This is a genomic window from Streptomyces sp. NPDC048441 (genome assembly GCF_043200235.1).
Taxonomy (GTDB): Bacteria; Actinomycetota; Actinomycetes; order Streptomycetales; family Streptomycetaceae; genus Streptomyces.
Genome location: NZ_JBICXM010000009.1, coordinates 230,478 through 242,927 on the forward strand (window position 1 = coordinate 230,478; position 12,450 = coordinate 242,927).

Here is a 12,450-nt window from a genome sequence, read left to right on the forward strand (position 1 = left end):
TCTCTTGTTCACCACTAGGCCGACCCTCCAAGGCACCTTCGGCATGGTGTCCTCCACTCACTGGCTCGCCTCGCAGTCAGCGATGGCCGTCCTGGAAGACGGCGGCAACGCCTACGACGCCGCGGTCGCCGCGGGTTTCGTCCTGCACGTCGTCGAGCCGCACCTCAACGGCCCCGCGGGCGAGGTACCGATCATCCTGGCGCCCGCCGGGGGAGAGGTGCGGGTCCTGTGCGGGCAGGGCGTCGCGCCCGCGGGCGCGACCGTTGCCCACTACCGCTCGCTCGGTCTCGACCTCGTGCCGGGCACCGGTCCGCTCGCCGCCGCCGTGCCGGGCGCCTTCGACGCGTGGATGGTGCTCCTGCGCGACTACGGGACCAAGTCCGTCGCCGATGTCCTCAAGTACGCCATCGGGTACGCCGACGACGGGCACGCACCCGTGGAACGCGTCGGCGAGACCGTCGAGACGGTGCGCGAACTCTTCGAGACCGAATGGCCCTCGTCGGCCGCTGTCTACCTGCCCGGCGGTCGCGCGCCGCGCCCCGGCGAACTCCTGCGCAACCCGGCGCTCGCCGCGACCTGGCGCCGCGTGCTCGAGGAGGCGGGAGACGGCTCACGCGTCGAGCAGATCGAGGCCGCACGGAAGATCTGGAGCGAGGGGTTCATCGCCGAGGCGCTGCTGCGCCAGGCGGCGCGCCCCACGACGGACACCAGCGGAACCCGGCACACCGGCACCCTGACGGCCGCCGACCTGGCCGGATGGGAAGCGACGTACGAGGCCCCGGCGACGTACGACTGGAACGGCTGGACGCTGTGCAAGGCGGGCGGCTGGAGCCAGGGCCCGGTCTTCCTCCAGCAGCTTGCCGTGCTCCCCTCCGCGCTCGCGGACCTGCCCGCGTACGGCTCGGCCGACTACGTGCACCTGCTGATCGAGGGCTGCAAGCTCGCCATGGCGGACCGCGAGGCCTGGTACGGGGACGCGGACGGCGCGGGCACCGTCCCGGTCGCCGATCTGCTGTCCCCCGCCTACAACGAGGAGCGGCGGACGCTCATCGGCGAGAAGGCATCGCATGAGCTGCGCCCCGGAAGCCCAGGCGGACGCACGGCGACGATCTCCGAACACGCACGCGCCGTAGCTGCCGGAGAGCCCGGCTTCGACGCCCTCGGGCTGCCCGGAGCGGGCGCCGGTGAGCCGACCGTCGCCAAGAGCGGCACCTCACCCGTGCCCGGCGAACCGGCCGTCTCGGCGGACGGCGCCACCCGCGGCGACACTTGCCACCTGGACATCGTCGACCGCTGGGGCAACATGGTCGCGGCCACGCCGAGCGGCGGCTGGCTGCAGTCCAACCCGGTCGTCCCCGAACTGGGCTTCCCGCTCGGCACCCGCCTTCAGATGGCGTGGCTCGAGGAGGGCCTGCCCAACTCCCTCACGCCGGGCCGCCGTCCGCGCACCACCCTGACACCGTCCCTCGCGCTCAAGGACGGCGTACCTGTGATGGCCTTCGGCACGCCCGGCGGCGACCAGCAGGACCAGTGGCAGGTGCACTTCTTCCTGTCGGTCGCGGTGCGCGACTCCGTCCGCGGCGGCCTCGACCTCCAGGGCGCCATCGACGCCCCCAACTGGCACAACGACAGCTTCCCCGGCTCCTTCTACCCGCGCGGTATGCGCCCGGGGAGCGTCACGGTCGAGTCCCGCATGGACGAGTCGGTCATCGAGGAGCTGCGGCGCCGAGGGCACGACGTGACGGTCGGCGAGCCCTGGTCGGAGGGGCGGCTGTGCGCGGTGGCGCGCGATCCGCGCACCGGGGTGCTCTCGGCCGCGGCCAATCCGCGCGGGATGCAGGGGTACGCCGTGGGGCGGTGAGCCCACAAGCCGCCGGGCGAGGACAACCGCCCGGCGGCCGCACGGGGGCCGTACCTCAGCCGCACATCATGGGGCCGCCCGGTGTCAGGACCGGCCGCTGGTCTCCTGGCCGTCGCGCGACTCCTCCGTCGAGCGCTCCGGCTCCCGCGGGGAAGGCAGCGCCACCGTGGCCGCGGCCTCTCGGCGGCGCGACACGAGGCCGCTCACCCCGGCGGCCACCGGCTGCGCGAAGCGTGCGGTGAGCGGGCCGACGATCACCAGGATCAGGACGTACGCCGTTGCCAGCGGGCCGAGTCGCGGCTCGATGCCCGCGGTGACGGCAAGACCCGCGATGACGATCGAGAACTCGCCGCGCGCCACGAGCGCACCGCCCGCCCGCCACCGTCCCTTGACGGAGATCTTGGCGCGGCGGGCCGCCCAGTACCCCGTGGCGATCTTCGTGCACGCCGTCACGACGGCGAGCAGGAGCGCGGGAAGCAGGACGGGCGGAATGCTCGCCGGATCGGTGTGCAGGCCGAAGAAGACGAAGAAGACCGCGGCGAACAGGTCCCGCAGCGGCGCGAGGAGACTGTGCGCCCCCTCGGCGGCCTCGCCGGACAGGGCGATACCGACCAGGAACGCTCCCACGGCGGCGGACACCTGGAGCTGCTGCGCGATTCCGGCGACCAGGATGGTCAGACCGAGGACGACAAGGAGCAGCTTCTCGGGGTCGTCGCTCGACACGAAGCGCGAGATCAGACGGCCGTAGCGCACGGCGAGGAACAGTACGAGACCGGCCGCCCCGAGCGCGATGCCCAGGGTGAGACTGCCCGCGGCCCAGCCGACACCGGCCAACAGGGCGGTGATGATGGGCAGATAGACGGCCATCGCCAGGTCTTCGAGTACCAGGATGCTGAGGATGACGGGCGTCTCGCGGTTTCCGAGACGGCCCAGGTCGCCGAGCACCTTCGCGATGACCCCGGACGACGAGATCCAGGTGACGCCCGCGAGGACCACGGCGGCCACTGGACCCCACCCCATGAGCAGCGCGGCGATCGCGCCCGGCACGGCGTTGAGCCCCATGTCGACCAGACCGGCCGGGTACTGGGTCTTGAGGTTGCTGACCAGATCGCTCGCGGTGTATTCGAGCCCGAGCATCAGCAACAGCAGGATGACGCCGATCTCGGCGCCGATGGCGACGAACTCCTCACTGGTACCCAGCGGCAGCAGACCGCCCTCGCCGAACGCAAGACCGGCCAGCAGATAGAGGGGGATCGGCGAGAAGCGGAACCGTCCGGCGAACCTGCCGAGCAGCCCCAGCGCGAGGATGATCGCGCCGAATTCGATCAGGAAGACAGCGGAGTGCATCGAATCACTCCCGCCCGAGTATCGCGGCGGCGCTCTCCACACCCTCGCGGGTGCCGATCACGATGAGAGTGTCCCCACCCGCGAGGCGGAAGGCCGGGGTGGGCGACGGAATGGCCTCGGCTCTGCGAAGAACCGCGACGATGGAGGCGCCGGTCTCCGTCCGCATCTGGGTCTCGCCGAGCACCCGCCCGTTCCAGTGCGAGGTGCCGGACACTTCGATGCGTTCGGCGACCAGGCCCAGATCCGTGGTGTGCAGGAGGTTCGGGCTGTGATGCGAGGGCATCAGCGCGTCGATCAGCGCGTCCGCCTCACCCGAACTCAGCCGCAGCGAGAGCGCGCACTCGTCTGGGTCGTCCGCGCGGTACGCGCTGAGGGTGCGTGCGCCGTCCCGGTGTGCGACGACCGAGATCTGGCGCTGTTCTCGGGTGGTCAGGTCGTACCGGATGCCGATACCTGGAAGTGGCGTCTGGCTCAGGCGTGATGCGGGCACAGCTCTCCCCCTAGCTCTGATTGGGCTGATGGGCGTCAATACGGCGTTAAGGTCACCCTATCGGCCTGATCTTTGCCTGAACTTGGTGGTAGAGATCCTGCGCCGACGCTAGGAGCGAGGCTAGGTCTGGCGCTCCGCAAGCACCGTTTCGATGGAATCGGCCTCGGCGGGTGACTTGTCCTCGCGATATCGGACGACGCGGGCGAAGCGGAGCGTGACCCCGGCCGGATAGCGGGTGGACTTCTGCAGTCCGTCGTACGCGATCTCGACGACGAGCTCCGGCCGGACGGTCACGACGAAGCCGTCGTCGCTGACCGCGAGCTCACGCAGCCGCTCGGTCTGCCAGGCGAGCAGCACGTCGGTCATGCCCTTGAAGGTTTTCCCGAGCATGGCGTACGACCCGTCGGCGCGCCGGGCGCCGAGATGGAGGTTGGAGAGCTTGCCGGTCCGCCGTCCGTGCCCCCACTCGGCGGCCAGGACCACCAGGTCCAGGGTGTGTACGGGCTTGACCTTCAGCCAGCTCGCTCCGCGGCGCCCTGCGGTGTACGGCGCGTCGAGAGTCTTGAGTACGACGCCTTCGTGGCCGCGCCGCAAGGTGTCGGCGAAGAAGGCTTCCGCGGCCCGCAGCTGGCCCTCGTCCGCCGGAACTGTCACGAGGGCGCGGCGCACCCGCATCGGCTCGGGGACGAGCCGTGCGAGGTGGCTGTGCCGCTCGGCGAACGGCAGGTCGAGGAGATCCTGGCCGTCGGCGTAGAGGGCGTCGAAGAAGACGGCGGAGAGGGGCAGCCCGGCCGCGGCGGATGCGACGTCGACGCGGGACCCGACGCGTCCGGCGACCTCCTGGAAGGGGCGGGGTCTGCCGTCGCCGTCGAGTGCGATGACCTCACCGTCGAGGATGAAGGTCCGGCCCTTCAAGTCGAGTGCCGTGGAGGTGAGTTCGGGCAGACGGTCGGTGATGTCGTCGAGGGTGCGGGTGTAGACGCGGACGTCGTCCCCGTCGCGGTGCACCTGGATGCGGATGCCGTCCAGCTTCTCCTCGACGGCGCACGGGCCGCCCAGCTTGCCGATGCCTTCGGCGACGGAGGCTGCGCCGTGCGCGAGCATCGGGAGTACGGGCTGTCCGACGCTGAGCCGGAACTCGTCCAGCGCGCTCGGCCCCCTCGCGAGCAGCGCCTCGGCGACGGGGGTCACCGCTCCGGCCAGCATCACCGCGCGGCGCACGGCGGTCGGCGGGGCCTGGGTGGCTCGGGCGAGGCCCTCCACGGCGATGGCATCGAGCGCGCCCTGCCGGACTTCCCCGGTGAGCAACCCGAAGAGGAACCGCTGCTCCTCGGCGGTGGCCGCACCCATCAACTCCCGCACCAGCCGCCTGCGTTCGCCTTGTGAACCCTGCCCGGACAGGGCGCCGACGGCGGTGAGGGCGGCGTCCGTGGCCTGAACGGTGAGGGTGGGCTCCGCGGCGGGCGGAGGCGGCTCCTTCAGGAGGCTCCACCCGATGCCCAGTCTTCCCTGGGGGAGGCGGCCCGCGAGGTAGGGGATGACGATGGGGGCGTCGGCGGGGGTGGCCGCGTGGAAGAGGTCGGCGAGGAGGGCGATTTTCTGGGAGCGGGCGGGGGTGGTGGCCACGGTGGCTGATACATGGGCGAGGCGGGCTAGGAGCATGGGCTTTCCTTTCCCCGATCCCGCCCGTTCCCGAAACCGCACCCCCCCGCTACGGGCTGTGGCAGATGTAGATCGGCCCGACCCAGGGCTCGCAGACCGGCTCCGGCGGAGGCGTCGGGTCGACCGGCGTCGGCTCGGGAGGCGTGGGGTCCACCGGCGTCGGATCCACAGGAGTGGGCGTCGGGGGAGGTGTAGGCGTTGGCGTTGGAGTTGGCGTTGGCGTTGGCACCAGAGTCGGAGTCGGACTCGCTGGTTCCGTCGGCTCGGCAGGAAGTGCCGGTTCAACCGGTTCCGGCTCCGCCGGGACCTGCTGCTCCTGCTGCTCCGGCTGTTCCGCCGGAACCTGCTCCGGCTGAGCCGGCGGCTCAGGCGCAGGCGCCTCCGGCTTCGGCGGAGCCACCTCAGCCGCGGGCTTCTGCTCGGGCGGCGCTTCCTCCTCAGCCGGCGGCGCCCCCGCCTCCTCCCCCCGAGGCTCCGGCACAGGAGCCGCCGGAGCCGCTGGAGCCGAAGCGGCAGGAGGCTGCTCCGGAGACGCACTCTCCACGGCAGTGGCCCGCTGCGGCGGCACCGCGTGGCTCGAACCGCCGAGTATCAGCCCCGCCGCCACAGCAGCCCCGGCCACGGACGCGCCCACGACGCCCACCGCGGCGGCCGGCACCTTGCTGCCCCCGGTGAGCACGTGACGTACGCCGTGCAGGAAGCCCCCGCCATGCCCGCCGGAGGCGGAAGCGGAGCCGGCCGCCAGCGGTATGAGGAACTTGCCCGTGCCGCCCAGAACGAAGATCAGCAGCGCCGGTCCCACCAGCGCGGGCAGCCGATCGTTCGCGCGGGCGAGCAGTGCGAGCCTGCCCCGGCAGTCGGCGCAGCCGTCGAGATGGGCGAGCAGCCGCTCGGACTGGAGGGCGGAGGCCTCGCCGCGTACATGGCCGGGTATCCGGTCCCAGTGCTGCTCGCACGCGGGATCGTCGGGCGTCCCGGGGTGCGCGCGCAGGAACGCCTGCCGCATCCCCTCGCGGGCCCGGTGCAGCAGTACGGCCGTAGCACCCTGCCCGGCACCGATGCGGCGGCCGACCGCCTCCAGCGGCTGTCCCTCCGCCTCGGCGAGCCACAAAGCCTTCACCCAGCGCTCGGGCAGCTGCCCGAGTACGCGACCGAGCAGCTCCACGGAGGAGGCGCGGTCGCCGGGATCAGGATCACCACCGGGTGTCGCGCCGACGATCTCGACGGACTCCGCCGTCTGCGGATCACGCGGCGTCTCGCGCCCCGCCCCGCGCCCCACGGCCACCGCGAGGTGCCGCACGGTCGTCATCAGGTACGCCGGTACGTTCTCGATCTCGTGCCCCGCGGACAGCCGCCGCCAGACGCGGAAGTGTGCCTCGGCGACGAGGTCGTCGGCGACCCAGGCGTTGCCGGTCAGCGAGCGCGCGTAAGCGACGAGCCGGGGCTGTTCCTCCTCGTAGATACGGGCGTACGCGGCCGTGGCGGGCCTGGTGGCGGGCCCCTCGGCTGAGACGTCGGTCATGGCAGAGCACTCTCCCGGTCCCACTGCGGGTGGTTCGGACGAATTCGAAAGCCTAGGCGACAAATGTCCGACTTGTGACGCCGGAGTGGCGTAGGTCACATGGATCGGCCCGCGTGTCGCGTAATGAACCCCCTCGCCCCGGACTCGTACAGACACGGAAGAAAGCAGAGCGAGCAGCTTCAGCTGCGACAGAAGAGGAGTCCGATCATGGACGTCACCCTTGACCAGCCCGCCCGTGCCCGCCTGATCACCCCGGAAGGGCGCGAGCGTCCCCTTCCTGTGACGCTGCGCTACTCGGCGGCCGACCCCCTGGCCGTCCAGATCACCTTCCCGCCCGAGGCCTCGCTCGACGGCGCGGAGGTCACCTGGATCTTCGCCCGCCAGCTCCTCGAGGAGGGTCTCCGCACCCCCGCGGGCAGCGGTGACGTGCACATCTGGCCGTGCGGGCGGGCGCGGACGGTTCTCGAGTTCCACGCCCCGCAGGGTCTTGCCCTGGTGCAGTTCGACAGGACGGTGCTCCAGCGGTTCCTGCTCCGTACGTACGCCGTCGTGGGCGCGGGGCGTGAAGTCGCGGGGCTCGACCTGGACCGGGACCTCGCCCGTCTCCTCGGCGGGGTGTGAGGGACAGGACAACTAGGTAGGGGAGTAGGGCATCTGGCATCCCCTACGGGCCGGGGGTTTCCCCCCATTGCGGCCGGGGGACCACTCCATGTCCCAGCGGAGCGGCCGCCGGGCATGATCCATCCATGACTTTACGACGAACAGAAATTCGGATTCTGGCTGGTGCGGCGGTCCTCGGCAGCGTGTCTGCCCTGCTGACTCCGGTCTCGGCGGCGGCCGGCTCCCGCAGCGAGCGGGCACAAGGCGGGGCCGTCGTCTCCGTCGAGCAAGTGGCCGACCTCGCAGCGGAGGAAGTGGCCGGGGAACTCCGGGGAAAGATCGACGCGTCCCAGGTCCGCTACGGCGTGGCCGCCTATCGGGTCACCTACCGCACCACTGACAGCGCGGGCGCCCCCACGACCGCGAGCCAACTCGTCGTCCTGCCCAAGAACGGGGCGCGCCACCTGTCCACCGTCTCCTGGCTGCACGGCACCACCGTCTACCGCAAGGACGTCGCCTCGGAGAATCCGAAGTCGAACGACCGGCTCGCCGCCCTGCTGTTCGCCTCGACCGGGCGGGCCGTATCGGCGCCCGACTATGTCGGCCTCGGCTCGGGCGAAGGCTTCCACCCCTACGGTGACCCTCGGGCCACCGTCGCGGCCTCGGTGGACGGCCTGCGTGCGGCCCGGACCCTTGCCCACCGAAGCGGCCGGGAGCTCAAGCGGAAGGTGCAGGTCAGCGGTTTCTCTCAGGGCGGTCCCGCGACCATGCTGGTAGGCCGGGCGCTCCAACAGGAGGGCGCCGAACGCTACTTCAGGCTGGGAGCACTCGCACCGGTCAGCGGCCCCTACAACCTCTCGGCCTTCGAAGCCGCCGCGGCCGACGACAAGATCGATAAATCCGGCATCTACCTCGCCTACTTCGCCACCGCCTGGAACAAGACGTACGGCCTTTACACGTCACCCGGCGATGTCTTCCGCTCCCCCTACGACACCGAGGTGGAGGATCTCTTCGACGGCCATCACACCGCCGAGGAGATCCTCAGTAAACTCCCGGCAGCCTCCAAGGACCTGTTCACCGAGGACTTCCTGAACAAGGTCCGCACGCCCGACGGTGTCCTGAAAGACAAGCTGCGCCCGATGGACGACACGTGCGACTGGCGGCCGAACGTACCGGTGGAGATCTTCCACGGCCGGGGCGACAAGGACGTCGACTTCAGCCACGCGACGTACTGTGCCGACCAGTTGACGAGGAACGGCGCCGCACGCCGGCTGACCGACGTCGGCGACTACGACCACAACGGATCGGTGCGGCAAGCCCTGCCCCGGATCGTCAGGTTCTTCGACGCGTCGGCGAAGACCGGCTGAAGCGCGCCACCGGCAACGGCTGGCCGAGCGGAGGGTGCACCCGACCGTCCGCTCGTCCAGAAGGGCCCTAGAAGCGGGAAACGGCGGCCCTCCGCCGCCGGGTCACCACGACCGCACCCGCGAGCAGGGCCACGGAACCCGCGCCGACGAGCAGGATCGCGGGCCAGTCCGAGCCGTCGGCCTCGACCGAGTGGGCGGCGAGCTCGCCAGCGTGCGCGGGGCCCTGTGCCGTGCCCCGCTGCACGGTCGTCCCGCTCTTGGGGAGCAGCGAACCCACCGGCCTGGTGTGTCCCGCCGCCTTGAACCCCCAGTCGAGGAGCGACCTGGCCTCCTCGTACACGGTGTATCCGCCGCCCGCCTGAGGGTTCATCACCGACACGACGAGGGTGCGGCCACCGCGCTGCGCCGCACTGATGAGGGTGTTGCCCGCGTGGGTGGTGTAGCCGTTCTTGATGCCGAGCAGGCCGGGGTAGGGCGCCACGCCGTCGGCTCCGGTGAGGAGCCGGTTGGTGTTCTGGATGGGGTAGGACCAGTTGCCGTTGGGGAACTTGGCGACGGACGTCGAGCAGTAACGGGCGAAGTCCGGATCCGCGAGCCCCGCCCGGCCGAAGACCGCCAGGTCGTACGCCGATGAGACCTGCCCGGCCGCGTCGTATCCGTCCGGGGAGACCACCTGGGTGTCGCGGGCGCCCAGGGCGCGGGCCTTGGCGCGCATCTGCCGGGCGGTCTGCTGCCAGCCGCCGTTGAGCTTGGCGAGTACATGCACGGCGTCGTTGCCGGAGCTGAGGAACACGCCACGCCACAGATCGGCGACGCTGTAGCTGAACCCCGCCTCGACGCCCACACGACTGCTGCCCTCCGCGACTTCGGCGAGCTCGCTCGCGGTGACCTTGTGCCGCGCCACGGGGTCCAGGTGGGGCAGGGCCGTGAGAGCGAAGAGCGACTTCAGGGTGGAGGCGGGCGGCAGCCGCCGGTGCGCGTCGCGCGCGGCGAGCACTTCGCCCGTATGGGCGTCGGCCACCACCCAGGAGAGAGCGGACACACCGTCAGGGACGGCCGGAGCGGCAGCGCCCGGCCTGGCGTGGACGCCCGGCTTGTCGAGGAGGTTCGAGGAGTACGCGGGCGCGGGCTTGGGCGGCGCGGGCTCGGCCGGGGGGCCCTGGGACGCCGCCGCGAAGGGGGTGGGCAGGAGGACCAGGGCAGCGAGCGCGAGGGCCGCGGTGCGGACGGATGAGGAGCGCGGGAGGTACCTGATGACCATTCAGCCACCGTAGGAGCGCGGCCCGTAGCTCGCAGGTCAGCTTGGTCCGGCTGGATGTATGGGGCGGGTGGGGGAGAGGGGATGCGACGTGTGCCGACGCGCTCTTCCCGAACCCGCGCCCGCTGCCCAGACTGCTTGCCAAGGACGGTGGACGTGGCGGAGGGGGCACGGATGACCGCTCGACGGGGACGGCGCACGGTTCGACGGGGACGACGCACGGCGGCACGCAGGCGGCGCGAGGCGCGGCTCAGGAGGGGAGCGGTGGGCGGCGCTCTGCTGCTGCTCCTGGTGGTGATGTTCTGGTCGGCGATCTGGCCCTATGCGGCGGGGGTATTGATCATCGGTGGCCTCGGTTCCGTGGGGTGGTGGCTGTGGCGTACGGACCGGATGGCGCGCGGCCGTGATCTCGCGTGGCGGCGTGCGGACGCGGTGCGGGCAGGGCACCGGACGCTCGCCGAGGTGGACGCGATGACCGGCACCGAGTTCGAGGAGCTGGTCGCCGGGCTCTGCCGCAGGGACGGGTGCACCGAGGTGCGCCGCGTGGGCGGGGCGGGGGACAACGGCGCCGATGTCGTCGGGCGGCTCCCGGACGGCCGGTCCATGGTCGTCCAGTGCAAGCGCTATGCGCCGACCAGCGCGATCGCGAGCCGCGAACTGCGCGATCTGCTCGGCTCGCGGGTGCACTTCGGGGCGGACGTGGCGATCTTCGTGACGACCACGCGGTTCAGCCGGCCCTCGGAGGCCTTCGCGGCGGAGCACGGCATCGTGGCCGTACACCGCGACCACCTGGGCCTGTGGAACAGCGGCACTTCCCTGGATTCGCTGCTCGGTGTCAGCGGCGCGGGGCAGGGGGACAACCGGCACCGGGCGCGATGGAGGAAGACGTACGGATAGCGCCGTGCGCGAGGGGAGTCGCGAGGGCGGTCTCACGCGGCATCCCGCCGTCGACGCCGGCTCACCCCGGGGCAGCGCCCGGCGGTCCGGACACTGCCCCGAGGCGGCACGGGCCGGTGTCAGGCCGGAAGGACCTTCTCGATGGCGGCGACGACCTCGGCGGAGTCCGGCTCCGCCTTCGGCGAGAACCGCGCGGCGACCGTTCCGTCGGGTGCGATCACGAACTTCTCGAAGTTCCACCGGATGTCCCCGGTGTGCCCCTCGGCGTCCGCCGTGTCGACCAGGTTCGTGTACAGCGGGTGCCGGGCGTCGCCGTTGACGTCGGTCTTCTCGGTCATCGGGAAGGTCACGCCGTACGTCGCCGAGCAGAACTCCGCGATCTCGTCCGACGTACCGGGCTCCTGGCCCATGAACTGGTTGCAGGGCACGCCGATGACGGTGAAGCCGCGTGCCGCGTACTGAGCGTGCAGGCGCTCGAGGCCCGCGTACTGCGGGGTGAGCCCGCACTTGGAGGCGACGTTGACGATCAGGACGGCCTTGCCCAGGTACTGGCCCAGATTCGCGGACCCGCCCTGGAGGGCGCCGATCTCTGCATCTTCGTAAACAGACATGGTCATGGAGCCTACGCGCACGGAGCGACGCCGATCACTCCGGCGCTCTCACCCCGGAACCGCCCGGTTCAGCTGCCCGCGGGCGACGAGCTCCACCGTCAGCGCCACCGCGATCGCCTGGACCGCCACCAGGGCGATCAGCACGAACAGCTGCACCGCCCCGGCGAGCACCGGCGACGCGCCGCCCAGGAGCATACCGACGAACGCGCCGGGCAGCGTGACCAGACCCACCGTGCGGGTCTGGTCGAGGCCGGGCAGCAGGGCGTCGGAGGCGGCGGGGCGGATCACCTCGAGGCGGGCGTCCCGATCGAGCAGTCCGAGGGCCAGACCCGCCTCGAACTCGCCCTTGCGGGAGTGGAGTTCATCCAGGCCCCGGCGCCCGCCGAGCACCGTCGCGGTCAGCGCCCCGCCGATGAGGATGCCGGTCACGGGGATCATGGCGACGCCGCGCACCGGAAGGAGACCGGCAAGGGCGAGCCCGGTCACCACCGGGACCACGGGGCCCGCGATCGGGAGTGCCGCCCACCACCAGCTGCCGTTCGCGGTGATGCGGCGCCCCGCGGTGCGGGTGGCGACGGCGAGCATCAGGAGCAGGAAGGCGAAGAGCGCCGCGGTGTGGTGGATCACCCAGCCGATCACCAGGGACACCACGCCCAGCTGCACCGCTGCCCGCACCCCGGCCACGAGGATTTCCCGCGCCCTGCTGTACGACCCGTCGGGGGACAGGCGGAACACGGCGGCCGTGGTGGCCGCGGCGAGCAGCAGCACAAGCAGCGCCGCACCGAGTGTCGCGTTGACCGGAAGCAGGGCCTGAGCAGCGAGATCACGCACGCGC

General features: G+C 71.7%; 11 protein-coding genes. 4 read left to right on the forward strand and 7 right to left on the reverse strand.

The window, feature by feature from the left end:
- The first annotated feature begins 4 nt into the window (after positions 1 to 4).
- Positions 5 to 1,861, forward strand: coding sequence for a gamma-glutamyltransferase family protein (locus ACGFSB_RS23480; RefSeq protein ID WP_393402470.1), 1,857 nt, complete (start codon positions 5 to 7; stop codon positions 1,859 to 1,861).
- A gap of 84 nt (positions 1,862 to 1,945) precedes the next feature.
- On the opposite strand, the gene ACGFSB_RS23485 is transcribed toward ACGFSB_RS23480, so the two are convergent.
- From ACGFSB_RS23485 to ACGFSB_RS23500, 4 genes are all read right to left on the reverse strand, one after another.
- Entirely contained in the window at positions 1,946 to 3,208 is a 1,263-nt protein-coding gene (locus ACGFSB_RS23485) for a cation:proton antiporter (RefSeq protein ID WP_393402472.1), read from the reverse strand.
- A 4-nt stretch (positions 3,209 to 3,212) separates the two neighbouring features.
- Positions 3,213 to 3,698, reverse strand: coding sequence for a cation:proton antiporter regulatory subunit (locus tag ACGFSB_RS23490; protein ID WP_393402475.1), 486 nt, complete (start codon positions 3,696 to 3,698; stop codon positions 3,213 to 3,215).
- Between the two features lie 120 nt (positions 3,699 to 3,818).
- Positions 3,819 to 5,360 (reverse strand): ATP-dependent DNA ligase, encoded by a 1,542-nt coding sequence (locus ACGFSB_RS23495; protein WP_393402478.1) that lies wholly within the window; start codon positions 5,358 to 5,360, stop codon positions 3,819 to 3,821.
- 49 nt (positions 5,361 to 5,409) lie between these two features.
- Positions 5,410 to 6,882, reverse strand: coding sequence for a sigma factor (locus ACGFSB_RS23500; RefSeq protein ID WP_393402480.1), 1,473 nt, complete (start codon positions 6,880 to 6,882; stop codon positions 5,410 to 5,412).
- Positions 6,883 to 7,089: 207 nt separating this feature from the next.
- Between ACGFSB_RS23500 and ACGFSB_RS23505 the strand changes: the two genes are divergently transcribed.
- Positions 7,090 to 7,503: an SsgA family sporulation/cell division regulator gene (locus ACGFSB_RS23505; RefSeq protein WP_393402483.1), complete on the forward strand. Its 414-nt coding sequence runs from the start codon at positions 7,090 to 7,092 to the stop codon at positions 7,501 to 7,503.
- Between the two features lie 125 nt (positions 7,504 to 7,628).
- Positions 7,629 to 8,849, forward strand: coding sequence for a lipase family protein (locus tag ACGFSB_RS23510; RefSeq protein WP_393402485.1), 1,221 nt, complete (start codon positions 7,629 to 7,631; stop codon positions 8,847 to 8,849).
- Between the two features lie 67 nt (positions 8,850 to 8,916).
- Here ACGFSB_RS23510 and ACGFSB_RS23515 read toward each other — a convergent pair whose 3' ends face one another.
- Positions 8,917 to 10,110: a D-alanyl-D-alanine carboxypeptidase family protein gene (locus ACGFSB_RS23515; RefSeq protein ID WP_393402487.1), complete on the reverse strand. Its 1,194-nt coding sequence runs from the start codon at positions 10,108 to 10,110 to the stop codon at positions 8,917 to 8,919.
- 294 nt (positions 10,111 to 10,404) lie between these two features.
- Between ACGFSB_RS23515 and ACGFSB_RS23520 the strand changes: the two genes are divergently transcribed.
- Positions 10,405 to 11,004 carry a restriction endonuclease gene (locus tag ACGFSB_RS23520; protein ID WP_393402785.1) on the forward strand — a complete coding sequence of 200 codons (600 nt, stop codon included), beginning with the start codon at positions 10,405 to 10,407 and terminating at the stop codon, positions 11,002 to 11,004.
- 119 nt (positions 11,005 to 11,123) lie between these two features.
- Here ACGFSB_RS23520 and ACGFSB_RS23525 read toward each other — a convergent pair whose 3' ends face one another.
- Positions 11,124 to 11,615 (reverse strand): glutathione peroxidase, encoded by a 492-nt coding sequence (locus ACGFSB_RS23525; RefSeq protein WP_393402490.1) that lies wholly within the window; start codon positions 11,613 to 11,615, stop codon positions 11,124 to 11,126.
- 48 nt (positions 11,616 to 11,663) lie between these two features.
- Positions 11,664 to 12,446 (reverse strand): ABC transporter permease, encoded by a 783-nt coding sequence (locus ACGFSB_RS23530; protein ID WP_393402493.1) that lies wholly within the window; start codon positions 12,444 to 12,446, stop codon positions 11,664 to 11,666.
- Positions 12,447 to 12,450 lie beyond the last annotated feature (4 nt).